General features: G+C 36.0%; 27 protein-coding genes. 8 read left to right on the top strand and 19 right to left on the bottom strand.

Annotation, left to right across the window (positions count from 1 at the left end; translation table 11 throughout):
- Window positions 1-58 precede the first annotated feature (58 nt).
- On the top strand, window positions 59-1,468 hold the full coding sequence (locus DMB91_RS05125) for an SLC13 family permease (protein ID WP_034904665.1): 1,410 nt from the start codon (window positions 59-61) through the stop codon (window positions 1,466-1,468).
- Here DMB91_RS05125 and argF read toward each other — a convergent pair.
- Window positions 1,465-2,364, bottom strand: a complete 900-nt coding sequence (argF, locus tag DMB91_RS05120) for an ornithine carbamoyltransferase (protein WP_034904667.1) — start codon at window positions 2,362-2,364, stop codon at window positions 1,465-1,467. The genes DMB91_RS05125 and argF overlap by 4 nt on opposite strands.
- Before the next feature lie 63 nt (window positions 2,365-2,427).
- Window positions 2,428-3,414, bottom strand: a complete 987-nt coding sequence (gene hemB / locus DMB91_RS05115; RefSeq protein WP_034904669.1) for a porphobilinogen synthase — start codon at window positions 3,412-3,414, stop codon at window positions 2,428-2,430.
- 67 nt (window positions 3,415-3,481) lie between these two features.
- Here hemB and ribA point away from each other — a divergent pair, with 67 nt between their 5' ends.
- Genes ribA through DMB91_RS05100 form a run of 3 tightly spaced genes read left to right on the top strand, consistent with a single transcriptional unit; the run spans window position 3,482 to window position 5,112 of the window.
- Window positions 3,482-4,057 carry a GTP cyclohydrolase II gene (gene ribA / locus DMB91_RS05110; RefSeq protein ID WP_034904672.1) on the top strand — a complete coding sequence of 192 codons (576 nt, stop codon included), beginning with the start codon at window positions 3,482-3,484 and terminating at the stop codon, window positions 4,055-4,057.
- Complete coding sequence (gene rsmG / locus DMB91_RS05105) at window positions 4,047-4,646, top strand: 16S rRNA (guanine(527)-N(7))-methyltransferase RsmG (RefSeq protein WP_034904674.1); 600 nt, start codon at window positions 4,047-4,049, stop codon at window positions 4,644-4,646. The genes ribA and rsmG overlap by 11 nt, the downstream gene beginning before the upstream one ends.
- Window positions 4,647-4,701: 55 nt before the next feature.
- The gene (locus DMB91_RS05100) at window positions 4,702-5,112 is read left to right on the top strand and encodes a hypothetical protein (protein WP_034904680.1); all 411 of its coding nucleotides are present in this window, start codon (window positions 4,702-4,704) and stop codon (window positions 5,110-5,112) included.
- A gap of 425 nt (window positions 5,113-5,537) precedes the next feature.
- Here the strand turns inward: DMB91_RS05100 and flgE are convergent, their stop codons facing one another.
- From flgE to recA, 10 genes are all read right to left on the bottom strand, one after another.
- The gene (flgE, locus tag DMB91_RS05095; protein WP_034904687.1) at window positions 5,538-8,210 is read right to left on the bottom strand and encodes a flagellar hook protein FlgE; all 2,673 of its coding nucleotides are present in this window, start codon (window positions 8,208-8,210) and stop codon (window positions 5,538-5,540) included.
- A gap of 236 nt (window positions 8,211-8,446) precedes the next feature.
- On the bottom strand, window positions 8,447-8,953 hold the full coding sequence (locus tag DMB91_RS05090; RefSeq protein WP_034904690.1) for a DUF2393 family protein: 507 nt from the start codon (window positions 8,951-8,953) through the stop codon (window positions 8,447-8,449).
- Window positions 8,953-9,483: a DUF2393 family protein gene (locus tag DMB91_RS05085; protein ID WP_034904691.1), complete on the bottom strand. Its 531-nt coding sequence runs from the start codon at window positions 9,481-9,483 to the stop codon at window positions 8,953-8,955. The genes DMB91_RS05090 and DMB91_RS05085 overlap by 1 nt, the downstream gene beginning before the upstream one ends.
- Window positions 9,484-9,501: 18 nt before the next feature.
- Window positions 9,502-10,560, bottom strand: a complete 1,059-nt coding sequence (locus DMB91_RS05080; RefSeq protein WP_034904693.1) for an SPFH domain-containing protein — start codon at window positions 10,558-10,560, stop codon at window positions 9,502-9,504.
- 13 nt (window positions 10,561-10,573) lie between these two features.
- Window positions 10,574-11,494 (bottom strand): branched-chain-amino-acid transaminase, encoded by a 921-nt coding sequence (gene ilvE, locus DMB91_RS05075; RefSeq protein WP_034904696.1) that lies wholly within the window; start codon window positions 11,492-11,494, stop codon window positions 10,574-10,576.
- 73 nt (window positions 11,495-11,567) lie between these two features.
- Window positions 11,568-11,729: a hypothetical protein gene (locus DMB91_RS08860; protein WP_156104122.1), complete on the bottom strand. Its 162-nt coding sequence runs from the start codon at window positions 11,727-11,729 to the stop codon at window positions 11,568-11,570.
- Window positions 11,729-12,400: an AMIN domain-containing protein gene (locus DMB91_RS05070; protein WP_034904698.1), complete on the bottom strand. Its 672-nt coding sequence runs from the start codon at window positions 12,398-12,400 to the stop codon at window positions 11,729-11,731. The genes DMB91_RS08860 and DMB91_RS05070 overlap by 1 nt, the downstream gene beginning before the upstream one ends.
- The gene (locus DMB91_RS05065; protein ID WP_143116850.1) at window positions 12,387-12,542 is read right to left on the bottom strand and encodes a hypothetical protein; all 156 of its coding nucleotides are present in this window, start codon (window positions 12,540-12,542) and stop codon (window positions 12,387-12,389) included. Before DMB91_RS05065 ends, DMB91_RS05070 begins: the two co-directional genes overlap by 14 nt.
- A 116-nt stretch (window positions 12,543-12,658) precedes the next feature.
- The gene (gene eno, locus DMB91_RS05060) at window positions 12,659-13,900 is read right to left on the bottom strand and encodes a phosphopyruvate hydratase (RefSeq protein ID WP_034904705.1); all 1,242 of its coding nucleotides are present in this window, start codon (window positions 13,898-13,900) and stop codon (window positions 12,659-12,661) included.
- The gene (gene recA / locus DMB91_RS05055) at window positions 13,897-14,928 is read right to left on the bottom strand and encodes a recombinase RecA (RefSeq protein WP_034904710.1); all 1,032 of its coding nucleotides are present in this window, start codon (window positions 14,926-14,928) and stop codon (window positions 13,897-13,899) included. The genes eno and recA overlap by 4 nt, the downstream gene beginning before the upstream one ends.
- Before the next feature lie 202 nt (window positions 14,929-15,130).
- Here recA and DMB91_RS05050 point away from each other — a divergent pair, with 202 nt between their 5' ends.
- Genes DMB91_RS05050 through DMB91_RS05040 form a run of 3 tightly spaced genes read left to right on the top strand, consistent with a single transcriptional unit; the run spans window position 15,131 to window position 17,092 of the window.
- Complete coding sequence (locus DMB91_RS05050) at window positions 15,131-15,994, top strand: menaquinone biosynthesis family protein (RefSeq protein ID WP_034904713.1); 864 nt, start codon at window positions 15,131-15,133, stop codon at window positions 15,992-15,994.
- Between the two features lie 58 nt (window positions 15,995-16,052).
- The gene (gene fliQ / locus DMB91_RS05045; protein WP_034904715.1) at window positions 16,053-16,319 is read left to right on the top strand and encodes a flagellar biosynthesis protein FliQ; all 267 of its coding nucleotides are present in this window, start codon (window positions 16,053-16,055) and stop codon (window positions 16,317-16,319) included.
- The gene (locus tag DMB91_RS05040; RefSeq protein ID WP_034904718.1) at window positions 16,316-17,092 is read left to right on the top strand and encodes a UDP-N-acetylmuramate dehydrogenase; all 777 of its coding nucleotides are present in this window, start codon (window positions 16,316-16,318) and stop codon (window positions 17,090-17,092) included. Before fliQ ends, DMB91_RS05040 begins: the two co-directional genes overlap by 4 nt.
- On the opposite strand, the gene DMB91_RS05035 is transcribed toward DMB91_RS05040, so the two are convergent.
- The 5 genes from DMB91_RS05035 to DMB91_RS05015 form a co-directional block, all read right to left on the bottom strand.
- A complete protein-coding gene (locus DMB91_RS05035) occupies window positions 17,085-17,846 on the bottom strand; it encodes a hypothetical protein (protein WP_034904720.1) in 762 nt (253 codons plus the stop codon). The genes DMB91_RS05040 and DMB91_RS05035 overlap by 8 nt on opposite strands.
- A 10-nt stretch (window positions 17,847-17,856) precedes the next feature.
- A complete protein-coding gene (locus tag DMB91_RS05030) occupies window positions 17,857-18,621 on the bottom strand; it encodes a 3'(2'),5'-bisphosphate nucleotidase CysQ (protein ID WP_034904724.1) in 765 nt (254 codons plus the stop codon).
- A gap of 37 nt (window positions 18,622-18,658) precedes the next feature.
- Window positions 18,659-19,927 carry a citrate synthase gene (locus DMB91_RS05025; RefSeq protein WP_034904726.1) on the bottom strand — a complete coding sequence of 423 codons (1,269 nt, stop codon included), beginning with the start codon at window positions 19,925-19,927 and terminating at the stop codon, window positions 18,659-18,661.
- Window positions 19,928-20,054: 127 nt separating this feature from the next.
- Window positions 20,055-21,236, bottom strand: coding sequence for a cation:proton antiporter (locus tag DMB91_RS05020; protein WP_052043201.1), 1,182 nt, complete (start codon window positions 21,234-21,236; stop codon window positions 20,055-20,057).
- Window positions 21,217-22,053, bottom strand: coding sequence for a biotin synthase (locus DMB91_RS05015; protein ID WP_034904729.1), 837 nt, complete (start codon window positions 22,051-22,053; stop codon window positions 21,217-21,219). Before DMB91_RS05015 ends, DMB91_RS05020 begins: the two co-directional genes overlap by 20 nt.
- A gap of 123 nt (window positions 22,054-22,176) precedes the next feature.
- On the opposite strand from DMB91_RS05015, the gene DMB91_RS05010 reads away from it, so the two are divergent.
- On the top strand, window positions 22,177-22,674 hold the full coding sequence (locus DMB91_RS05010; RefSeq protein WP_034904732.1) for a flagellar FLiS export co-chaperone: 498 nt from the start codon (window positions 22,177-22,179) through the stop codon (window positions 22,672-22,674).
- 37 nt (window positions 22,675-22,711) lie between these two features.
- Here DMB91_RS05010 and ung read toward each other — a convergent pair whose 3' ends face one another.
- On the bottom strand, window positions 22,712-23,401 hold the full coding sequence (gene ung, locus DMB91_RS05005; RefSeq protein WP_034904736.1) for a uracil-DNA glycosylase: 690 nt from the start codon (window positions 23,399-23,401) through the stop codon (window positions 22,712-22,714).
- Window positions 23,402-23,403: 2 nt separating this feature from the next.
- Window positions 23,404-24,288 (bottom strand): sulfate/molybdate ABC transporter ATP-binding protein, encoded by an 885-nt coding sequence (locus tag DMB91_RS05000; protein WP_034904742.1) that lies wholly within the window; start codon window positions 24,286-24,288, stop codon window positions 23,404-23,406.
- Window positions 24,289-24,294: the final 6 nt, after the last annotated feature.

Genomic DNA, 24,294 nt, shown 5'->3' with positions numbered 1-24,294 from the left:
ACATAAACTGAGCTAAGATAAGTTATAATCTTTTTCAAAAAGTGATCTTGGAGCAAAGGTGAGCCAAAAAGTCCAGCTTAACAAACAAAAATTAAAAGATGAACATTTTTTTAAAATTTTTTTAGGCTTAGTTTTGGCAGTATTTCTTGCTTTAATCGCTACAGCGATAGCATTTTTTTACCTCAAAGCTTCGATCAAAGTTTCTATCTTACTTGGTATAATGGCACTTTTGGTTACTTTATGGACGAACAAAGCTTTGCCTATGGGTGTTGTTTCTTTGCTTCCTATTATACTTTTTCCTAGTTTTGGCATTTTAGAGACAAAACAAGCCACCGCAAATTATGCTAATCCAATAATATTTTTGTTTTTAGGCGGCTTTATGATCGCTACAGCTACTGAAAAAACTGGGCTTCATAAGGTGATCGCTAAGACTTTTTTAAGCCGTTTTCCTCAAACTCCAAAAGGTGTAATTTGTGCTCTTGGCTTTGCAAGCATAGTGCTTGGCTCTGCTTTATCAAATTCAACCGTAGCCCTTTTACTCTTGCCTGTTGCTATGTCAATTAGTGATGATATTTTTTTAAGAACGCGTTTTTTGCTTACCATAGCCTTTGCGGCAAGTATTAGTGGGATCACAACACCTATTTCAAGTCCGCCAAATTTGATCTATCTTGGCTTTTTAGAAAATATTCATATGCCAAGTCTAAGCTTTACAACTTGGATCTTTATGATGCTTCCTATCACTTTGCTTATGCTTTTTGCGATGATTAAAATTCTTTCTTTTAATACTGAAGGTAAGAACTTGAATTTAGAAGCTTTTACCCAGATTAAAAGCACTAAAGAGCAAAAACGTTTGCTTGTATTTTTGTGTGCTTTACTTATCACTCTTTTTATAAACTCGCCTATAAAGCCATTTTACAATGGTTTGGGTTTAAATGAAAATGTGGTTTTACTTGCCTTTGGCTTAATGATGTTTTTGCCAAAAATAGGCTTTTTGTCATGGAATGATTCAAAATCCATACCTTATGAACTTATCTTTTTGTTTGGGGCAAGCTTTTGTATCGCTACGGCTTTTTCTCAAGTTGAGTTAAGCGGGGCATTTGAGAAGTTTTTCTTGCTTTTTAAGGATTTGCCTTTTGTGCTTTTTGTTTTTATCGCAAGTTGTTGTGCGATCGCTGCTACGAGCTTTTTATCCACCACAGCACTCATTGCTATCATCTTACCTATCATCAATGTCGCTACAGCAAGCTTTTTAGATGAAACGCACCGTATGCTTGTTATGCTTATCATCACGATTTGTGCGAGTTTTTCTTTTATGATCCCTATCTCAACTCCGCCAAATGCTATAGTTTTTGCTCAAGGTGGGATTAAAACTTTAGATATGATGAAATTTGGGAGCTTGCTTACCCTTGTTGGTATTGTTTTGGTGACTTTGTTTGGAGTGTGGTATTGGTGGCTTTTTATCTTTTAGCGATGGGCATCTAAAAAACAAAGTAAAGACTTTACAACAAAAAGCCTATTTACCGCTTCATCAAATATCTCTTTGCTATGAGCTTCAAATACCTCTTCGCTTACTTCATAGCCTCTATATGCTGGTAAGCAGTGCAAGAAAATCGCTTCTTTTTCAGCTTTTTTCATCGCTTCTTCATCGATAATAAAACCTTCAAAGTCTTTAAGCCTCTTTGCTTTTTCAGCTTCTTGTCCCATAGAAATCCAAGTATCAGTGATGATGACTTCTTTGTCGGCTAGAGCTTTAAATTTATCATTTGTAAAGTTGAGTTTTGCACCTGATTTTTTAGCCTCATTCAGTGCAAATTCAAGCACATTTTCATCAATCTCATAACCTTTTGGTGTAGCAATGCTAAGCTCAAAGCCAAGGATTGAAGCTACGATAAGCCAAGAATTGCACATATTGTTACTATCGCCTATATAAGCGATTTTGCCTTTTTTGCCATATTCTTTAATGGTAAGCAAATCCCCTAAAACTTGAGTTGGGTGATACAAATCACTTAAGCCATTGATGACAGGTGCTTTGGAGTATTTAACAAATTCAAGTAAGGTTTCGTGAGAATTTACCCTAAGCATTACAAAATCAACCATACTTGCAATAACCCTAGCCGTATCTTTTATAGGCTCGCCACGGCTTAATTGTAAGTCATTTGAGCTTAAAAATAAAGCTTTGCCACCAAGCTGAGTAATACCAAGCTCAAAAGCCATTCTAGTGCGTGTGGAGTTTTTCTCAAAAATCATCGCCAAAGTTTTATCAATAAGCAATTTTTGCGGATTTTTTTTAAGCTCGCTAGCCTTAGCTACAAGAGCTAAAATTTCATCTTTATTAAAATCCCTTAAAGTCAAACAATGCCTCATGATTATCCTTTCTCACGCAAATTAAAATTATAGCAAAAGTTCGCTCTTTTTTGCTTTTTTTCCTTAAATTTTCCCCTCTTTTATCAATTTTGCTACTTCTTTAGTGTGGTAGCTGATGATAAGTTTTGCTCCAGCTCGTTTAAAGCCGATCATAGTTTCTATCATTAGCTTTTCATACTCTATCACGCCTAGCTTTGCACCAGCTTTTAATAAAGCGTATTCGCCACTGACATTATATACACAAAGTGGGAGCAAAGTGTGATGAGTGAGTTCTTTAATGATATCAAGATATGCAAGGGCTGGTTTTACCATAAGTATATCAGCACCTTGTTGCTCATCTTCAAGGCTTTCTAAAAGTGCTTCTTTGGCATTAGCATAGTCCATTTGATAGCTTTTTCTGTCCCCATAGCTTGGAGCAGACTCAGCCACATCTCTAAAAGGTCCATAAAAAGCTGAAGCAAATTTAGTCGAATACGCCATTATAGGCAGGTTTTCAAAACCATTTTCATCAAGAGCTTTTCTCAAAGTAGCGATAATGCCATCCATCATACCACTAGGTGCGATCATATCAACTCCAGCTCTTGCATGAACAAGGGCTTGTTTGGCTGAAATTTCAAGGGTAAGATCATTTGCCACGCTTTTAGTGTGCGGATCAATGATACCACAATGCCCATGATCGGTGTATTCACAAAAGCAAAGATCGGTAATGATAAAAAGTTGTGGATACTCAACCTTAATAGCCTTAATAGCTCTTGCAATAAGTGAATTTTCATCAAGCGCTTCGCTCCCACAACTATCTTTTAGCTCGTTTTCTATTACTCCAAAAAGTATGATCGCCTTGATATTTAAGCTTACAAGCTCCTTGCACTCTTTTAAAAGCTCATCAATGCTAAGCTGAAAAACGCCGGGCATTGAAGGAACTTCTTTTTTAATGTTGTTGCCATTTACCACAAAAAGCGGATAGATAAAATCCTCTATTTTCAGAGAAGTTTCTTTTAACATAGCCCTTAAATTTTCATTCATTCGCAATCTTCTTAGTCTTTTAAACATTTAATTTCCTTTTTTTTGGTAAAATCACACGAATTTTAACATATTTTATTTTGATAAGGACTTAATTTTGGATATAAAAATTTCAAATCAAGCAAATTTGCCGAGTAAATTTGGGCAGTTTCAAATTCAAAGTTTTAAAGAAAAGCTTGCAAATGGCGAAGAAAAAGAACATTTATGTATCATAAAAGGTGATTTAAAAGGTGCTGTAAATATGAGAATTCATTCAGAATGCCTTACAGGAGATGCTTTAGGAAGTTTAAAATGCGATTGCGGTCCCCAGCTTGAATTTGCACTTGATTATATAGAAAAAAACAGCGGTTTGATTATTTATCTTAGGCAAGAAGGGCGTGGAATAGGGCTTTTTAACAAAGTCAATGCTTATGCCTTGCAAGATTGTGGTTTAAATACCATAGAAGCTAATCTCAAGCTTGGTTTTAAGGCTGATGAGAGGCATTATGAAATCGTTGATTTTATATTGAAGTATTATAAGATCAAAGAAGTGAATTTGCTTACAAATAATCCTTTAAAGCTTGATAGTTTAGGCGTTAAGGTGCTTCAAAGAATTCCGATTTTAATCAAAGCAAACCTCTTTAACGAAGCTTATCTTAAAGTTAAACAAGAACAAATGGGACATTTGCTTTAAGATGTTTGAGTATATCAAAAAGCTAAGTTTAAGCGAACAAAAAAAGTTTGAAAATCAATGTTTAGAATACAAAACACTTTTAAGTGAATTTAACAAAGTGCATAATCTTAGTCATTTTAAAGACTTAGATAAAGAAATTAACGATAGTATAAAGGTGCTTGATTTTAAAGACTTTAGTTTTGTTAAAACAGCGGTTGATATAGGCTCTGGAGCGGGTTTTCCAGCTCTTTTTTTGGCTTTTTTTCTAAGGGCTGATTTTCATCTTTTTGAGCCAAATGCTAAAAAATCAGCCTTTTTAAGGCTTGTAAAAACGCGTTTAAAGCTTACAAATTTGCATATTCATAAAGAAAAAATCGAGCTTTTTAAGCCTAAATTTAAAGCCGATCTCATCACCTCAAGAGCCTTAATGAGAGTTGAGCCACTTATCAAGCTTTGTGAAGGTTTTTTTGATGTAAATTCGCTCTTTGTGCTTTATAAAGGAAGTGAGCTTGAAAATGAGCTTATACACTTAAAAGAAGTTGAAATTATCAATGACAAACAAAGAAAATATTGTTTTATCAAGGGAACTGAAGCGTTAAAGGCATTATGAAGTTATAAAAGCTTATAAAAGATAAAGCTAAACAAAATTTACTAAAGGGATAAAGATGCTAATCTTTGGACACAGACTCATACAAAGTTTTAATTTTAAGCAAATTTCTAGCCAAAATGAGCTGAAAAGTGATGATAAAAAAGATGAAAATAATGTATTTTGCTTCAAATATAATGAAAACTTCATCAAGCTTTGCCTTGAAAAAGGCTTTAAATTTGCTATCCTAGCTCAAAATGAAAATGAAATTTTACTTGCCAATGCTCTAAAAGCAAGCTTTATCTTGCTTAAAGATGAAAACTTAGCCCAAAAGGCAAGCAAAATGGCTGAATTTTATCTTTTTGATAGTAAAATTTTGCTTCTCGTGCCACATTTAAAAGAACTTGAAAAAGCCTATAAACTAGGAGTTGATGGGGTTTTACTTAAAAATTTACTCATAAATAATAAAAACATCACAAAAAGCATATAGCTTGTTTTGTTCAGTCTAACAATGAAATTGAACACTTAGCCAGTGTGTTTTTCATTTAGGCTTATCTTTGCAACCCACTCTTAAAAAAGAGCGAGTTTGCAATAGATTGAAGGTTTGTCAAGCCCACAAAAAGTCTCGTATTACAAGGCTACATCATAGACTTGTAAAGCAAGGCTTAAAAAAGCCTCTCAAAGATCCGGAGTGGAAATTTAAGGAAGACAAAGGATGCTCCGGACCTTTAAGAAGCTTTTATCAGCTCTTTAAAATCAGCTTAAATTTTTCATTTCATTTCGCTTCGCAAAAAAATATTTAAAACTTACTTTTTAAGCAAATTTCATTCCAAATTTACTTTCTAAACTTTCTCATCATATAAAGCAAGCAAGAAGCCCAGTCTATATAGACTAGGCTAGTCTTAGCTTAAAAGCTTATTGTTTAAGCTGTATGAGCGTGTTAAGCAACTGATCGCTTGTTGTGATCGTTTTTGAGTTTGCTTGATACGCTCTTTGTATGATGATGAGATTTGTTAAGCTTGTGCTAAGATCAGCATTTGAACTTTCAAGTGCTGAAGTTTGCATTGTGCCTCGTCCACCTGTGCCTGAAGTGCCTATGGTTAAGTCCCCAGAGTTTGCGCTGATGCGGTAGAGATTGCCTCCCGTATCTTCAAGTCCAGCATCATTTGTTACATTACCCATAGCTACACGAGCGAGGACAAGTTGAACACCATTATCAAAGGTTCCGATGATATTGCCTTGTTGATCTACGCGGATGTTTTCCGCACCTTGTCTTAAAGAACCAGGTTTATAACCATCTGTTTGTTGTTTTTGTAAGGCTGAGGTTTGATCGTTGCTGACAAGTCCATCAAAGTCCCCAGAAGAACCTAAATTCAAAGAAATTTGTTGATTTGGTGCTGAACCGTTGTTTCCGCTGAAATTGATCGTTCTTGGGCTATATGAGATCAAAGAGCCATCATTACCAAAACGCACACTTCCTACGACTATGTTTGTTGGACCATCGCCTGTGGTGTTGATCGTGGCAGGTTCTGGCACTTTTATAATCATTTGCCATTCATTACCTCCATCAAGCGTGGTGGATTGTTTTACCCACTCAACACCGATAAGATGAGAGGTTCCTAAAGAGTCAAAGACTTGCAAAGAAGCTCCAAAAGCACTTAAGGCTAAGTCTTTGGTGGATTTGTTTGCTGTGCCGGTGTTAAGATTGCCTTCCCAGCCTTGAAAGACATTTGAAAAGGCTGTGTTTTTGCTAATCGTTCCAGCTGCGTCTTGATACTCTGTAGCTTGGAAATTCATATTTTTAGGATCAGCGGTTAAAGGATTTGATAAAGCACCATTATTCTCTGTTAAAGCTGGTGTTGTAGTCGTTTCGTTTGGATTTGAGATCACATAGTTTCCATTTTCATTGACTACAACCTTTACTTTTTCATTAAGATCACCTGTATCGTGGATACCGCTACCATCATAATCAACCCCATACCTCGCATCTCTTTGTAAAAGCTCTCTTAAGTCTTCTGTTGAGTGAAACACCCTTGCTGCATTGTTTTTAAGACTACCATTCATGACAGCTTCATAGTAGTTTTGTGAAGCTACACCTTCAGCAGTAGCTGGCCACTGAAAATTACCACCTGCTTGTTGCACACCTCTAACATACTGCATTCCGCCATCTGGATTGATCATTGGTGGCAAAGTTTGAGCTGAAGAGCTGTAAGTGTATTTGTGTGCGGTAATGACTTGCGCGCTGTTAAGAGTTAAATTTGCTCCAGCAGGAGTGGCTAAAGTCGCACCAGCAGTAAAAGTCACAGCATTATTAGCTACAGTAGCGGTAACATTGACATTATCAGCCATCCATAAAGATGGAGTTACCCCATTGACTTGAGTTCTTGTCAAAGCAGCTGAAGTAAAATTGTTAGTAGCTGCATTCCAAGTGAGTGTATGATATTCGCCAGCTGTGTTGGCAGCATTGACTACTAAATTGATATTTTTCATACTATCAGTAGTGCCGTTCGCGTTGGTATTGATAAAATCGATACCAGAACCATCAGCATTTTTTACCGCTCTTACACCTGTGCCTTCTCTAGTGTCTGTGGCTGCGGTGAAAGTGTTGATATATTGAATTGCTTGATCAAGGCTGGTAATAGTGTTATTTTGTATAGCCACACCATTTATCGTGATGTCTAAATTTACGGTATTTGGTGTTACGCCATTAGTTGTGCTTCCCCAAAATGCAGCTGTTTGAGTTTGTTGTAAATTCGGATCAAAAGCGGCTACACCTTGTTTATTTGTGCTAAACTCAGCATCAGCAAAACTCATCCAAATACCTTGTCCATCGCGGACATTTAAACTTTTATATGAATCACCATCAAACAAAGAAGCAAAATCCACACCTTTTTCAGTTACGGCTTGTTCGTTGTTTGAAGTAGTATAAAACTGTGTTGTGCCACTATCATTTTCATTAATAGTTTGTCCTGTTTTAGTGTTGTAATTATACACTGAATCAAGGCTATAAATCACTCTTGAAGTTGCTTCATCAATCTTTAAGCCACTATTTAAAGAAGCATTAAGATAAATTTGTGAGCTTGGATTTGCTGGAAGTTGCATAGCTGGATCCCAACTGATATTGCCTGCTGGCACGGTGGTATCAACGCGTCCTGTGGTAGGGTTTCTTACCCAACCTTGCACGACATAACCTGAAGCATTGACAAAATTTCCAGCCGCATCGACATTAAATGCACCGTCTCTTGTGAGGTATTTGTTATTTCCGCCATCATTACTGACTAAGAAAAATCCGTTTCCATTTATCGCTATATCATAGTTGCTGTCTGTTCTTGTGATACTTCCTTGTGAGTGGATACGATAAGTTGAATTTGCATTTACGCCAAGCCCGATTTGCATCGCATTTTGTCCGCCTAGTTCGCCTGTTGGACGTGTAGCAATAGCCATAGTTTGAGAAAACATAGTGCTGTAATTAACGCGAGAGTATTTAAAGCCGTTGGTGCTAACATTGGCGATGTTATTACCCTCAACATCCATACCGATTTGGTGCATTCTAAGTCCAGATACTCCAGACCAAAGTGATCTCATCATAGTGAATCCTTTATGAAATATTGTTTGCAATACATAAGCAAGAAGTGTTCCAACTTTTGAAAATATTGATAAATTGAAAAGAAATTAGGAGAAGAAAAAAGCAGAATTGATAAGGATTGCTTCCACAAAGACAGAATTTTAGTTTTTAGGCGGTTTTGTCATTGCAAGTTAAATAAAACAATCCGCAAAAATATAAAATTTATATTTTTTATAATGATATAAAAATTGAAAAGAGTTTATATACAATGTAAAAGATGATAAAACTCGACATTTATAAACTGCGGTGGAAAGGGAATTTGAGCTTTAAAGTCTTTGTAAGTGTTTCCGGGCAGGGTTTTGATGATCTCTATATCATAACGGACGCTGTTTTTTGAGCCTCTTTGGATATTTTTGGCCGAGTTTGCTTTAAAAGCTTCTTCGCCACCACCGACTTTATTTGCTATGGTGAGTTCTAAAAAACATTTGTTGATGTCAAATTTGGTTTTATTTGTTACTCTGCCACTGATGATAACACTTTCGGTGCGAAGATTTCTTACGAATTTGATATTTGAAATTTCAGCTTGTTTGGTGTATTGTTCTATGGTTAAAAAGAGTGAATATATCAGTATGGAAATGATGAGTATATTGATAAAATAGCACGCTATAGCAGTGTGAAGCTGTTTTACCTTGATAAAAATAATCACACAGCCTAGCACAAAGGCAAGCAAGCATGCTATACATACGATAAAATGAAAGATAGTCATTAAAAACACTCACTTTGAAGTTTTACTGAAAAATTGTTTTCAGGGCTTAAATTTTCAAAGTTGATACGTTGGTCTTTACTTTGTCCTTTTAAAAGCTCATCTATAGTTTTGCTTTTTATGCGTATGGGGATATATTCGTTTTTTAAACGCGTGATAAAACTAGCGTTTGCGTCGATTTGATTGTAAATTTTGGCTTTAACCTTGCAGTATTTGAAATTGTGTTTTGAATCATTGCTGATACTAAAGTCAAGGGTGAAATTTGAATTGCCATGGAAATTTTCACTGACTATATTCACAGCTCGCTGACGCACTTTTGAGTCTATGAATTGATATCCATATACAGCTAAACACGAGCAAAAGATGAAATTAAACAAGATAAGCAAGGTAGCGATGATAGGGGAATTTCGCAAAAAAGCGACAAACAAAAGCACGCAGATAAAGATAAAAACAACGAGCAAGGCAAATAAAAAATCCACTGGATAAAGGTGCTTAAGATAAAAGAGTAAAATTTCTCTTAGCCCATTTGCCATACTCGTTCCCTTTTTTTGCTATTTTGTGCTTACTGAACTTTGTTGTTTGGTATCTTTGGTGTCTATCCAGATATTTGGCACTGATCCGCCCGGTGTTAGAAAGATTTTTGCATCTTTGTTATTTTGTAGAGCTTCGTTAAATTTGCCCTGCACTTCGATTTGTTTTAAATTTAAAAGTGGGTTATTTAGGCTTTGTGCGATTTCTTTGTTTGCATAGGCTTGTGCATCAGCTTCGATACGTGCTGCATCGGCTCGTCCTTTTGAGCTAATGATGGTTGCGTTTGCTTCACCTTCTGCTAAAGTCGCTTTTCTAATGGCTTCTTGAGTAGCTCTTTCAGCTTCTTGTCTAGCGATTTGCACTCTTTCGATTTGTTCTTTTACGCTTGCTGGAAGTATAATCTCTCTTAAATGCACATCTTGAAGCCATACCGGTGCATTTTGTAAAGAGGTGATGGTTTTAGTAATGCCGTCATTGATTTGCTGTGCGATAGCGTTACGATTGGCTGGTAATTCTTCTGCAGTGTATTTGCCGATCACACTTTGAACCACATCACGCACGGTTGGATCGATGATTTTGTTTTCCCAGTTAAGATTATAAAGGGCTATGGTGCGTGAAACTTCATCTGGATTAAGGCTATATTTAACCGTGATATTAACAAGCACGGTTAAACCTCTTGAATCAAGCACAGAGATAGAGCTTTTTTCAACTATGCCCGAGTTTTGCTGAATAGTCGTTGGAGCTTCTGAAGTGGTGTAAGTCATCTGTCTTTGGCGAGTATCTACGATAATGATTTTTTGAAAGATAGGCACGAAAAAATGAAGCCCTGAATTTAAAGGCACAGGATCATAACTTCCTGTGGTTACTTTGATACCTTTTTCGCCTTCATTAACTATAGCAAAGGGCTTTGCAAGCACTAATATAAGCACAAGGACAATGAGTGTGTAAATGAGCGGGGAAAATTTACCAAAACCTTTAAAGTTAAATTCTGGAGCTTTGAAATTAAAGCTTTGTCTGTCTTTGTTGCCGCTTGAGTTGCCGTTTTTTTTGTTAAAATAATCATTTAAATCTGCTGGCATTTGTTTCCTTTTTTTAGTGAATATAAGTTAAAAATGAGCTGAATTTCTCGTTGCGTCCATACACTACATCAAAATACGCATCTTGTATAAGTTTAGTAAGCTCGCCTCGCTGTCCTCGCCCTATAATGCGTGCGTCTATATTATTAATCGGTGTAACTTCAGCTGCTGTGCCTGTGAAAAAGGCTTCATCAGCGGTATAAACTTCATCTCTTGAAATTCTTTGACGCTTGACTTCTAAATTAAGTCCTTCAGCGATCTTAATCACGCTATCTTGAGTGATACTTTTGAGTGAAAAATCATTTGGTGGAGTAATTAAAACGCCATTTTTAACGATAAAAAAGCATTCGCCTGTGCCTTCAGCCACAAAGCCTTCTTCATCAAGCATTAAAGCTTCTTCATAGCCTGCTTCTAAGGCTTCGTATTTTGCAAGCTGTGAATTTAAGTAGTTTGCACTTGCTTTTGCTTTACCCATAGAGCTTTTGACTGAATTTCTTGCAAAACTTGAAATTTTGACTTTTATACCTTTTTTCAAGCCTTCTTCGCCAAGATATGCTCCTACTTCCCAAGCTGCTATAGCTGTGCGAACGGGTGCATTTTTGTGAGAAACGCCCATAGTGCCATCACCTAAGAAGATGATAGGGCGAAGATAAACATTCGTGCTGAATTCATTTGCTTTGATAAGTTCAATTTGAGCTTGTTCGAGTTCGCTTTGAGAATAAGGGCAATCAATCAACGTAATCTTTGCACTTTCTAATAATCTTTTTGTATGATCTTGCAAGCGATAAATAGCTAAACCTTTATCTGTTTTATATGCACGAGTTCCTTCAAATACAGCATTCCCGTAGTGTAAAGAGTGAGTTAAAACATGTATAGTTGCGTCTTTAAAATCAATGATTTTGCCGTCCATCCAAATTTTTTTTGCTTCAGCTTTCATGGGTTTACCTTTCTTGTATTTGTAAATAAAAAGCGTTATTTTATCACAAATAAGCTAATATTTAGTTTTTATTTCAAGCTTTTGTGTTTTTATCAAGATAAAAAAACACAAAAGCTATAAGGGCATAAAAAAGCACGAGAGCTAAAGCAAAGAAGAAATGAGCTTGCAAAAGCATATATAGCACCACACCAAGATAGCAAAGCGAGATAAAAAGCAAATTTTCTTTTGTTGGCATTATAAAAGGTGCAAGGTGTAGCCACTAGCGTCTTTTTCAAGGCGGTAATTATACTTGCCGTCCATATAAATAACGAGGCGGTAATAGCCTTTGTGCGATCCAAGTATTATTCTTGTGAAAGGCGTGTTTGAGCCAAGTTTGATATTTTTAGTATTAAAGGCGGTGTCTCTTTTAAAATCAAGCACAATTTTGCTTGGATTTCCCACGATAAAATCGCTAATCATCTCATCTTGAGTGTTGATTTTAATGTAGTTATTAAAATTTGCAAAAGAGATAAATTCTTCAAGTTTGCCGTTGTTTTCTGGGAATTGAAATTCGGTGCTGGAGTTGAGTTCAGCTTCTGAAGGAAGAGTCTTTTCTGGTATGGTAACAGATACATCAAGCACGGCTGTAGAATTTGGCTTTGAAGCCTTGCTAAGCAAGTAAAGATTGTGCCAATCTATGCTTTTGTTAATATCCACGACTAAAGTTTTTGTCGAACCATCAAGGGCTATGTATTCAAGTTGAATGCTTTTTAAGACCCTAGCATCCGAGTTAAAGCGAATTTCAGACTTGTCAAATTCTGGTGCAATAGCGTTTTGATCTATGCTTTGAGTGCTGATAAAAGGATTTTGATCAGCGTTTAAACTCAAACATAATAAAAAGATAAAAAATAAATTATTTGTTTTCATTTGGATACAGTCCTTTGAGTTCAAAATACTCTTTTTGAGCCAAAGCATTTTGTGCTTTTAGCCATGCGATGCGTTGATTAAGCTCTTTTTTGGTAGCTTCAAGGGCAAGCAAGGTTTCAAGCGAGCTTTGCCCAAAAAACATATTACCAAAATAAATCGCTGCAATGATCGCACAAAAGCCATATATACAAAGCCTTAATAGTTCTTTGCGGAATTCTTTTTTACGAGTGCGTTCATCATACTCTTTGAGTAAATCGTTCAGAGTCTATCTCCTATAAATTCATCATTTGAAAGCTCTATCTCAAGCAAGCGATTGTATTTTGCGGTGCGTTCAGCTCTTGCTAAAGCTCCTGTTTTAATCTGCCCTGTGTTTAAAGCCACAGCAAAATCAGCGATAAAATCATCCTCACTTTCTCCAGAGCGGTGGCTCATCACGCATTTGTAATTGTGTCTTTGAGCTAAACGCACAGTTCTCATGGTTTGTGTGATAGTGCCGATTTGATTTGGTTTGATTAAAACGGCATTTGCCATTTTTTTAATGATACCCTCACGCAAAATTTCTTCATTGGTTACGAATAAATCATCACCCACAAGCTGAATTTTCTTACCCAAAGCTTCAGTAAGTTTGATCCAACCCTCATAATCATCTTCAGCCAAACCATCTTCAATGCTATAAATTGGATATTTCGCACAAAGTTCTACATAGCGAGCGATTAAGTCTTCACTTGAAAAGCTCTTGCCCTCAAGTTCGTATTTGCCATTTTTGTAAAGCTCAGTGCTTGCAACATCAAGAGCGATTTTAACTTTATTTTCATAACCTGCTTTTTTGATACAAGTCATTAAAAGATCAATAGGTTCAGTGTTATTGGCTAAATTCGGTGCAAAGCCTCCCTCATCGCCAAGTGCGGTTGAGTGCCCTAAGCTTGCAAGTTCGCTTTTTAAACTCGCATAAATTTCACACGCTGCTCTTAAAGCCTCTTTAAAGCTATCAAAACCAAAAGGCATAATCATAAATTCTTGAAAATCCACGCTATTGTTTGCGTGAGCGCCTCCATTGATGATATTGCACATTGGCACTGGCAACACGCTTGCATTTGCTCCGCCTAAGTATCGATATAAAGGGATATTAAGCGAATTTGTAGCTGCACGTGCTACTGCCATGCTTACGCCTAAAGTTGCATTTGCTCCTAAATTCGCGTAATTTTTACTGCCGTCAAGTTCAAGTAAGCTTTGATCGATCTTGTTTTGATTAAAAGCACTTAAGCCTCTTAAATTTTCAGCAATGATCCCATTTACATTTGCCACAGCTTTTAAAACACCCTTACCGCCAAATCGTTCATCCTTGTCTCTAAGCTCTAAGGCTTCTTTTGAGCCTGTGCTTGCTCCGCTTTGAACTATAGCAGCTCCGACTGAACCATCTTCAAGCAAAACTTCTGCTTTTATGGTTGGATTGCCTCTACTATCAAGCACTTCAAAAGCTCTTATGTCTTTGATTTTCATTCTTCCTCCTCTTCTTTATCATCACTTACTAAAGCTTCTTCTATACCCATAGAACCTTGTATAGCTGTAACTATTTCTTCAGCTATAGCTGAATTTTCTTTCAAGTAAGCCTTGGCATTTTCTCTACCTTGTCCTAATTTGCTAGCCTTATAAGAAAACCATGCTCCACTTTTATCGATAATATCAAGCTTTACACCATAATCAACAATTTCACCTTCTTTAGAAATTCCCTCGCCAAACATAACATCAAATTCAGCCTGTTTAAAAGGAGGGGCGACTTTGTTTTTTGCTACTTTTACCTTAACGCGGTTGCCAATTGGCTCTTCATTTTGCTTTAAAGTTGCTATCCTTCTTACATCCAAACGCACTGAAGAATAAAATTTCAAAGCATTTCCCCCTGTTGTAGTTTCTGGAGTGCCATAACCCATAGCACCTATTTTCATACGAATTTGATTGATAAAAATCACGGTGCAGTTCATTTTATGCACTATACCGGTAAGTTTTCTTAAGGCTTGGCTCATTAAACGTGCTTGAAGTCCCACATGTTGATCGCCCATATCTCCTTCTATTTCAGCTTTTGGCGTAAGAGCTGCTACACTATCAACGACTATTAGATCAATCGCTCCACTTCTAGCTATAGTTTCAACGATTTCTAAGGCTTGTTCGCCAAAGTCTGGTTGAGAGATGTAAAGATTATCTGTATCTACGCCTAAATTTTTAGCGTATTTTACATCAAGAGCATGTTCAGCGTCTATAAAAGCACATACTCCCCCAGCTTTTTGACATTCTGCGATGATATGAAGGGTAAGAGTTGTTTTACCACTTGCTTCTGGTCCATAAATTTCTATAATCCTACCCTTTGGCACACCTCCTATGCCAAGAGCAAGATCAAGCCCAACTGAACCTGTGCTGATAAAGTCAATATGTTCGACTTCTTTGTCACCAAGTCTTAGTATAGTGCCTTTGCCAAAGGTTTTATCTAGGCTTTTCAGTGCTGCATCAAGGGATTTTTTCTTGCTTTCGTCCATACTCTTTCCTTTGTAAAATTCAAAGCCTTATTTTACACCATTTATGTTTAAGAAAAGTTTTATTTGAACTTAAATATAAGAAAAAATATAATTTTGATTAAAATTAAGAAAGTGTTTTAATTTTGCAAAATAATTTTTATTGAGATTAGCTAAAAAGTGCTACAATAAATTTTGTTTTTTTAAGTTTATAAAAAGGTTTGAAGTGAAAAAGTTAGTTGAAGTGGCTCATTCTCCTGATGCTGATGATATTTTTATGTATATGGCGATTAAGTTTGGCTGGTGTGGCGAGGAGTTTTACTTTAAAAATTCAGCCCTTGATATACAAACGCTAAATGTCAAAGCCTTAGAAAATGTCTTTGATGCAAGTGCCATTTCTTTTGCTTTATATCCTTTAATCGCTGATGAATACGCACTTTTACGCACCGCAGTAAGTTTTGGTGAGGGTTATGGTCCAAAGCTTATCAAGAAAAAAGGCACGCACTTAAAGTCAAATTTCAAAGTCGCTTTAAGTGGAGCAAATACCACAAACGCGCTTATTTTTCGCCTTAAATACCCACAAGCTCGCATTGTGTATAAAAATTTCCTTGAGGTAGAAGCAGCAGTGCTAAGTGGGGAAGTTGATGCAGGCGTGCTTATCCATGAAAGCATTTTAGATTTTGATGAAAGCTTGTGTATGGAGGCTGAAATTTTTGATTTTTGGCTTGAATTTGTTAAAGAAGACTTACCTTTACCGCTTGGTGGAATGGCTTTGCGTCGTTCTTTGCCTTTAAGCGATGCAATTAAAATTGAGCGAATTTTAACTCAAGCTGTAAGTTTAGCTGATCATAACCGCTTTATCTTAAGCAAAATGCTTTTACAAAGAGGCTTAATCCGCGTTGATGAAGCAAAACTTCATACTTATCTTGACTTGTATGCAAATAAAAACTCCATTAGTATGAATGAAATTCAGTTTAAGGCTGTAGATAAGCTTTTTGAGCTTGGTTTTAAGGCTGGATTTTATGATAAGCTCATTCAAAGCAAGGATTATCTTATCCCGCTTGAGTATGAGGCTTTAAGAAATTCATAATTTTGCGTTTAAAATGATGAAATTTAAGCTATAATTAGGCAAAAATGAAGAGGTTAAAATGGAAAGTTCTTTAGTGGCTTTGGGTGTGCAAACTTTTAAGATAACGCTTATGCTTTCTTTGCCTATGCTTTTAGCTGGGCTTATTGCTGGGCTTATCATCTCTATCTTTCAAGCTACAACTCAGATCAATGAAATGACACTTTCTTTTGTGCCAAAGATTTTGCTTGTTGTGGTGGTGTTGATCTTTTTAATGCCTTGGATGATGAATACTATGATTGATTTTACCACAAGGATTTTTGAGCAAATTCCAACTTTTATACGATGATCATTGATTTTAAAAAATACTCAAGCGTTCGCATAGGTGAGGCGTTTGAAGTTGAAGTTTTAGATACAAAACGCGAATTTGAGGGCTTTATTATAGGCGGGGCAAACAATCTACTTGTTTCGCCAAGCCCTAAAAAACTCGCTCTTTTGGGAAAAGAATTTGACTTTATTGAAGTTATAGAGCAAAACTCAAGCTTTTGCACGCTAAAAATAGGCTGTGCGTGCAATGCCAAAAAAATCTATCTTTTTGCTAAAGAACACAATCTTGCTGGCTTTGAATTCTTAGGCAAAATCCCTGGGCTTTTAGGTGGGCTTTTAAAAATGAATGCTGGCTTAAAAGAAGAAAATATCAGCAAAAATCTTTTAAGCATAAGCACTGCTGATAAAGAGCTTTTGAAAGAAGATTGTGCCTTTTCTTACCGCTGTTGTGGGGTAAAAAAAGTAATGTTTGAAGCCATTTTTAGCCTTAAATACGGCTTTGATGAGCAAAAAGATGAAGCCTTAAAGCAAGCTAGAAACAACCAGCCAAATGGAGCAAGTTTTGGCTCTATCTTTAAAAACCCAAAAGATGATTTTGCAGGAAGGCTTATTGAAGTTGTAGGACTTAAGGGCTTTAAAAAAGGAGATGCTATGATAAGCAAAAAGCACGCAAATTTTCTCATCAATACCAAAAATGCAAGTTTTGATGACGCTCTTTTTTTGATAGAATTAGCCAAAAAAAGAGTGTTTGAAGAATTTGGTATTCATCTTGAAAAAGAAGTTATTATTATTTAAGTTTTGTGGCAAGTTTGGAAAAATAGTTTTTTAAAAAAGAGCTGATTTCCTCGATACTAAGTTCATAGTTTGCTTGAGCTTCTTTTTGCTTTAAAAGATCAAAGTTAAAGCTTAGATATTCGTTTTTGATGATCTTATTTGTGCGTAAATTTACAATTTTATACAGCACGCCGATTTTTGCGACTTTTTTTTGCATGAGCCATTTTTTTTGAACTTCTAACTCAAAATTATCCAGCACTATGAAAAGTATGTATTCAGGAGCTTTTGCATACATTCTTTCAAGATCAGCTTCATAGTTGAGCAAATTTGATATATCAAACATAAGATGCTTTTTGTCTTTGCTTAGAGCGGTAAAATTGCTTGGAGTTTGATAAAGTATGTTATTTTGCTTGTTTAAAAGCTCTAAGCTTCTTTCAAGGCTTACTTTTTCAACAAAACGTTCAAAGATGTCTGCACTGAGTTCATTTGCACTTGCATTAAACTCTCCCAAATCAACTTTAAAAGCTGTGCTAAAGCCGGTTAAAAGCACAAAGTCTTGAGAGCTATCTTCATAACGCAAATATAAATTATTTTTTACCAGCTCTTTTGAACTATCAAATAAGGCTTTTTCGTTGTTTGAAATTTGGCGTTGTCCTAGATCAATAAGCGTAAAATCATCATTTGTTTCAAGTTTGACGATGGTTTTATTTACAAATTCATTGCCAAAACAAAAGCTTAGCAATAGCACAAAAAGAAAAATAAGTATTCGAATCACAAAAAAGTTCCTATAAGATAATATTATGAAAATTTTCTTTTTTGCTTAAAGCGATAAAAGCAGGGCATAAGAAGCTTTTTTGATTGTATAATAAAGGCATATGATTGAAATCACACATCAAACCTTCATTTTGATTGACTAAAAAATCCCCAGCAGCTATATCCCAAGAATGCAAGCTTTCAAAACGATGATAAATGCCGGCCTTTCCTTCAAGCAAGAGCTTAAATTTGAGTGCTGAACTGATCTTAATCGTCTCAAGAGCATTTTGATCTAAAAAGGCTTGGTTTTTTTCGTTTGGGTGATGCACGCTAACAAGAGCTGTTTTTTCGCCCGCTTTAAATACACTTTCATCTTTTTGAAGCAAAGTGTCGTTTTTATACACTTTACTTTCTTTGTGTGCATAAAAACACTCATCTGTGCTGGGTTGTTTGATGATGCTTAGAATTGGTCTTTGATCTTCTATCAAAGCGATAAGTATGCAGTATTCATCGCTTCCTTTAATAAAGCCTTTTGTGCCATCAAGTGGATCGATGAGCCAAAAATGTTTTAAATGCTTTCTTTCATCATAACTTATAGGTTTTTCTTCAGAACAAATAGGAATATCACTTCGACTTAAAATTTCGATCAAAGTTTCATTTGAAGCTAGATCAGCAGAGCTTAAGGGACTCAAATCATCTTTTTGCCATACCTTAAAATCATTTTTTACATTTAATATAGCCTTAGAAGCTTTTAAGCTGGCTTCTAAGGCGATACTAAGCAAGTGGTCAAGATTCATTTTAGCCCTTTATATTACGTGATTATAGGGTAAAAGATTAAACCTTTGGTTTTTCTCCGATGTAAAGTTGTCTTGGACGCACTATCTTAAGGCTTTCTTGTTCCTTGAGCTCTATCCATTGAGTGATCCAGCCCGGAGTTCTGCCGATAACAAAAAGCACAGCAAACATTTCATTTGGTATGCCAAGAGCCTTGAGTATAAGCCCGCTGTGAAAATCCACATTTGGATATAAATTTCTACTCACAAAATATTCATCACTTAAAGCAATCTCTTCGATACGGGTAGCAACTTTAATCAAATTTGTATCAATGTCAATCGCATCGATGAGCTGATCTCTAAGTTTTTTAAGCACTTTCGCACGAGGATCAAAGTTTTTATACACTCTGTGCCCAAAGCCCATAAGTCTGAATGGATCGTTTTTATCTTTTGCTCGTTTGATAAACTCATCAACGCGATCCGGTGTGCGTATCATCTCAAGCATACGAATCACCCCTTCATTTGCTCCCCCATGAGCATGCCCCCAAAGTGCACCTATGCCAGCACCAATACACGCATAAGGATGAGCACGTGTTGAACCTACAGCACGAACGGTTGAGGTTGAAGCATTTTGTTCATGATCAATATGAAGCATAAAAACTGTATCTAAGGCTTTAACCTCAATAGGCTTAAGCTCAACATGATCATAAGGATAAGTGCGAAGCATATATAAAAAGTTTTCAGTAAAACCACGATCTAAATTTGGATAGGCTGGTGGAAAGCCGTGTTTATAGCGATAAGCTGTAGCTGCGATAGTAGGCATTTTGGCGATGATTCGTGCTGCCATTTCCATATACTCTTCTTCAATGTCTATATTTAAATGATCTGGATAAAAGGCTGAAAGTGAACTTGTTGCAGCCTGTAATACAGCCATAGGATGAGCATTATCCGGAAATGCATCAAAAAGTTTACACATACCCTCATGGATAAAAGAACGTTTTTTAAGCTCATAGCGAAAAGCTTCAAGACGCTGTGGACTTGGAAGCTCTTTATATAAAAGTAAATGCACCACATCTAAAAAAAGTTTGTTTTCAGCAAGCCATTCTATAGGATAGCCCCTGTGCAGTAAAACCCCATTCTCCCCATCTATATAAGTGATCTCGCTTTTACAACTTGCTGTTGAGGTAAAACCCTCATCATATGAAAACAAGCCGGTTTGCTTATAAAAGCTTGACATATCCACTACGCTTGGTCCTATAGAAGCGTTATAGATCGGAAATTCGTAGCTCTTGCCATTTCTGTTGTCTGTTAGACTGATCGAATCTGACATTGTTGTTCCCCTTGTTTAAGTTATGTATTTAAGATATATTAACAAAAAAAGGCTTAATTTACTCTCAACTTTAAAAAGCAAAAATCAAATTCGAGTATAAAAGTAACTTTTTAGCTTAAACTCTATTTTAATTTGTTGCTTTTTTAAAGTTTGCGATGAATTTAATCAAACTCATCGCAAATACAGCTTCAAGTAAAGCCGTTAAAATCAAAGCTGAATAAAGCTCAAAATCAATAACCTTTGCATTAAAACCAAGCGTAGCCGTAGCGATAAGTAAAGTTAGAGGCATAGAGTGGCTAAGTGCAAATAAAATGGTATTTTTAAGCTCGAGTTTTTTAAGAAATACCAAAGCACAAACAAGCCTTAAGCCAATCATCGCTAAAAGCAAATATAAAGCATCTTCAAGCATGTCTAGTTCTAAAAGCGAGTGTAAATTGAGCGTCGAGCCTATATAAATGAAAAAAATCGGGATTAAAAAGCCATATCCAAAGCCAGCAAGCTTTTCTTCTAAGTCTTTTTTGTGGTTGAAAAAAGTTGCGATAAACGAGCCTGCTATAAATGCTCCAAGTGCGATTTCAAGATGAGCAAGTATCATGGTGATGATGACAAGGATTAAAATAGCCATACAAAAGCGAATATCTTTTTCGTTTTTGTCTTGCCAAGGCATTAAAACAAGCCTTAAATTTGGATACCACCAAAAAAGAATGCCTGAAATTTTAAAACCAAACAAGCAAAATACTAAAAATGCGAACAAATAAAGTAAATTTAGCCCCACATCAAACAATGTCGTATCTTGCAAAAATGCCCCTGTGATAGTAAGCAAGATGATACTTACAACTTCAGCTAAAGTTGCCACAAGCATAGCAAGATTAAGCCACTCACAATGCTTACCAAAGTCTTTAAACAAGATAGATAAAAGCCCAACGCTCATTACTGGTAAAATAATGACAAAGATAAGACTAAGCCCATACGCACTCACAGCGATAAAACTGATGAGATAGAGCAAACTTATATAAAAAATACTGCGTCTAAAAAGGCTTTTTTGCATAGTAAAAAAAAGCCGTAAATTCACTTCCATACCAGCGATAAACATCAAAAAATAAAAGCCAACATTAGCCAAAAGATGAAAATTCTCACTCTTTCCCACAAAGCCAAAAAACGCTGCTAAAGCTCCAAGTATGATTTCAGTAGCCGAAACGGGCAGTTTTAAAAGCTTAGCTATATAAGGAGATAAAAGCAAAACACAAGCGATGACAAGTAAAATTTTAAGATCGATAAAAGCTTGAGCGTCAATGGCATTGTGTAACAAAGCTAAATCCTTTTTTTTCAAGCTCTTGTATGTCTTTGCAGGCTTCCTCGCCTTTAGTAGTAAGATAATCCCCTATCACTATGGCACTTGCTCCATACTCAAACACTTCATATTGTCTTTCTTTTAGCACGGCTTCACGCCCACCAGCGATCATGATATGCGTGTTTTGTAAGTCTTTTTTGCTTTGTTTAATGATATTTAAGGCTTCATCTATGCTAAGTTTTTTAGGCTTGATTGAAAAATTTTCATTGTGCATAAAAAAATTAATTGGCGAGGAAAAAGGCTCAAGCTCTTTTAAACTTTTTCTAAAACTAATCCTATCATATTCACTCTCGCCAAGTCCATAAATTCCACCACAGCAAAGCATAAGTCCGGCTTCTTTGGCGTTTAAATTTGTTTCAAATCTACTTTGCCAGCTGTGTGTGGTGCAAATTTGGGGATAAAATTCTTTTGAAGTTTCAAGATTATGATTATATGAAAACACCCCAGCTTTTACAAGTTCTTTGCACTGATCAAGACTTGCAAGTCCATTACAAGCGATAATCATTAGTTCAGGTTCAGCTTTTTTTACCGCATGAGTAGCTTTACAGACATACTCAAGCTTAGCATCATCAAGCCCAAGTCCAGCACTAACTAAACAAAAGCCTAGAGCGTGGTTTTTTTTAGCTATTTTTGCTTCAAGCACGATTTGTTCTATATTTTTTTGTCTATATTTGATAATATCAGTTTTTACAAAACGACTTTGAGTGCAGTATTTGCAGTTTTCAGAACAATTTCCACTTGAAATATTACAGATCGCACAGAGCATTATTTGCATAATTTTGCCTTATATTTAAAATTTAAAGTCTGTATTTTAGCAAAATTTATATAAAAACAAAAACTTTATTTTTGGAACGATTTTTGCTTTTATAAAATAATTATTAGATTTGAAGGAAAAACAATGAGCAAAGAGCTTGAAATTTTCAAAAAACACTTAGGCGAGGTAAAGGCACAGGGCGAATTTGACGCGAAGCAAGTTTGCACACAGATCAATGATGCGAATGATTTTATAGGTGCTTTGCAGGTTTTGGATTTGTCCTTAAAAAAGATCGAGCAGAATTTAAAAGCAAGGATAGATGAAGATTTAAGCCAGGAGCAAAAAAGAGGGTTTGACGCACAGACTTCCCAGCTTATCCAAAATAGTTCTTTTATGGGAAATTCTTTATTTGATAATAGCTTTTCAATCGGCGTTTCAGGGCAAAGCTTTGCTTTTGAGATACAAAATCCTTTGCTTGTGCTTGAAAAAAGTGATTATAAAGGCGTTTTAGCTTATATAGAAGATAAAAGAGAAGAGATAGAAAATTTACTCCTTGATCTTGCAACTGCCATTAGTTTAGGCACTCCAAGCAATAATTTCTTGGGTGCAAATGACTTTGATTTCAAAGGGTTGTTTCGCTAAAAATTTCAGCTTTAAAAAAGCTGAAATTTGTTTTTAGCTAAGCATTCAAATCCCACTCAATTGGCGTTTTACCTTGTTTTATAAGCCATTCATTACTTTTTGAGAAATGCTTACAGCCTAAAAAGCCTGTGCGAGCAAGTGGGCTAGGATGGGCTGCTTCTAAAACAAGGTGTTTGCTTGTATCAATAAGGCTTTTTTTAGAGCGAGCAAAATTTCCCCATAGCAAAAATACCAAACCTTGTTTTTCCTTACTTAAATGAGCAATCACCGCATTTGTAAATTCTTGCCAGCCAAAGTTTTGATGACTTACTGCCTTGTTTGCTTCAACACTAAGAATGGCATTTAAAAGCAATACCCCTTGCCTTGCCCACTTGCTTAAATCCCCATTTTTACTTGGTTTTATGCCAAGATCAGCTTCTAATTCTTTGTAAATATTAACCAAAGAAGGTGGCACACGCACGCCACTAGGCACGCTAAAGCTTAAGCCCATAGCTTGATTTGGCTGATGATAAGGATCTTGTCCAAGCAAGATAAGCTTAAGTTCATTTAAAGGCGTGAGATTAAAAGCATTAAAAGTAAGCTTTGCTGGAGGATAGATAATTTTGCCATTTTGTAAAGCCTGTATATAATTTTGCTTGATTGTAGAAAAAAATGGCTCAAAAAATAGAGGCTTTAAAAAATTTTTCCAGTCTTCATTCATAGCTATATCTTCAAGCTTGATTTGCATTTTTACTCCTTGAGTTTGAGGATTAAGGGATTGTATGCTTTTTGAGCGATGATAAGGGTATCGCCGATCTTAAGTTTAGCATAATTTTGTTCAAATTCAGTTTCACTAAGCGTGATTTTAACAACTTCTTGTCCTACTAAAAGTGTAAGTATGATTAAAATATCAGCTTTTTTGATCTCAAGCACACTGGCACTAAATTGTAGTTTGGCTGAAAGTTTTGAGCGTGAAAAAAGCTCGCTTGGCTTACCATCTTGGGTGCATTTTCCATGTTCAAGCTTGATCACTCTTGAAGCAAGTTTGTAAATTTCGCCTATATCATGACTGACTAATAAACTTGTGAGCTTAAAATGCCTTGAAAGCTTTAAAAGTTCATCTTGCAAAAAGCCTCTCATCTTAAAATCAAGCGCACTTAAGGGTTCATCAAGAAGCAGAATTTGAGGATTAAAAGCTAGGGCTCTAGCTAGGGCTACTCTTTGAGCCTGCCCACCTGAAAGCTGGTGTGGATAGGCTTTTTCAAGGCTTTTTAAGTTCATCAGCTCTAAAAGCTCGTCGATCTTTTTTTGATCGCCTTTAAGAGCAAAAGCAAGATTAGCCCTTACGTTTAAGTGAGTAAATAAAGCATAGTCTTGAAAGACAAAGCCTACCTTTCTTTTTTGAGGGTGCAAAAAGATATTTTTGCGGCTATCTTGCCAAAGTTCATTATTTACCTTTATATATGCAAACTCTGGCTTTATAAGCCCAGCGATAATGCGTAAAATCGTTGTCTTTCCAGCCCCACTTTCGCCAAATATACATACAAATTCCTCATCTTTTAGCTCTTTTTCAAATTCTAAAAGCTCATCGCCATTTGCTGTTTTCATAGGGTGTTTGATATGGATTGTAATCATTTTTTA

The organism is Campylobacter sp. MIT 97-5078 (assembly GCF_006864455.1).
GTDB lineage: Bacteria > Campylobacterota > Campylobacteria > Campylobacterales > Campylobacteraceae > Campylobacter_D.
This window is presented reverse-complemented; position numbering and strand designations above follow the sequence as displayed.

Coding starts and splice junctions, on each gene's coding strand:
- DMB91_RS05040 (WP_034904718.1), top strand. CDS start 16,316: ATGATCATTGATTTTAAAAAATACTCAAGCGTTCGCATAGGTGAGGCG.
- fliQ (WP_034904715.1), top strand. CDS start 16,053: ATGGAAAGTTCTTTAGTGGCTTTGGGTGTGCAAACTTTTAAGATAACG.
- DMB91_RS05010 (WP_034904732.1), top strand. CDS start 22,177: ATGAGCAAAGAGCTTGAAATTTTCAAAAAACACTTAGGCGAGGTAAAG.
- DMB91_RS05070 (WP_034904698.1), bottom strand. CDS start 12,400: ATGAAAACAAATAATTTATTTTTTATCTTTTTATTATGTTTGAGTTTA.
- argF (WP_034904667.1), bottom strand. CDS start 2,364: ATGAGGCATTGTTTGACTTTAAGGGATTTTAATAAAGATGAAATTTTA.
- eno (WP_034904705.1), bottom strand. CDS start 13,900: ATGAAAATCAAAGACATAAGAGCTTTTGAAGTGCTTGATAGTAGAGGC.
- ung (WP_034904736.1), bottom strand. CDS start 23,401: ATGCAAATCAAGCTTGAAGATATAGCTATGAATGAAGACTGGAAAAAT.
- recA (WP_034904710.1), bottom strand. CDS start 14,928: ATGGACGAAAGCAAGAAAAAATCCCTTGATGCAGCACTGAAAAGCCTA.
- ilvE (WP_034904696.1), bottom strand. CDS start 11,494: ATGAAAGCTGAAGCAAAAAAAATTTGGATGGACGGCAAAATCATTGAT.
- DMB91_RS05000 (WP_034904742.1), bottom strand. CDS start 24,288: ATGATTACAATCCATATCAAACACCCTATGAAAACAGCAAATGGCGAT.
- flgE (WP_034904687.1), bottom strand. CDS start 8,210: ATGATGAGATCACTTTGGTCTGGAGTATCTGGACTTAGAATGCACCAA.
- hemB (WP_034904669.1), bottom strand. CDS start 3,414: ATGTTTAAAAGACTAAGAAGATTGCGAATGAATGAAAATTTAAGGGCT.
- DMB91_RS05030 (WP_034904724.1), bottom strand. CDS start 18,621: ATGAATCTTGACCACTTGCTTAGTATCGCCTTAGAAGCCAGCTTAAAA.
- DMB91_RS05015 (WP_034904729.1), bottom strand. CDS start 22,053: ATGCAAATAATGCTCTGTGCGATCTGTAATATTTCAAGTGGAAATTGT.
- DMB91_RS05080 (WP_034904693.1), bottom strand. CDS start 10,560: ATGCCAGCAGATTTAAATGATTATTTTAACAAAAAAAACGGCAACTCA.
- DMB91_RS05100 (WP_034904680.1), top strand. CDS start 4,702: ATGCTAATCTTTGGACACAGACTCATACAAAGTTTTAATTTTAAGCAA.
- DMB91_RS05025 (WP_034904726.1), bottom strand. CDS start 19,927: ATGTCAGATTCGATCAGTCTAACAGACAACAGAAATGGCAAGAGCTAC.
- DMB91_RS05065 (WP_143116850.1), bottom strand. CDS start 12,542: ATGTTTTTTGGGCAAAGCTCGCTTGAAACCTTGCTTGCCCTTGAAGCT.
- DMB91_RS08860 (WP_156104122.1), bottom strand. CDS start 11,729: ATGCCAACAAAAGAAAATTTGCTTTTTATCTCGCTTTGCTATCTTGGT.
- DMB91_RS05085 (WP_034904691.1), bottom strand. CDS start 9,483: ATGGCAAATGGGCTAAGAGAAATTTTACTCTTTTATCTTAAGCACCTT.
- DMB91_RS05090 (WP_034904690.1), bottom strand. CDS start 8,953: ATGACTATCTTTCATTTTATCGTATGTATAGCATGCTTGCTTGCCTTT.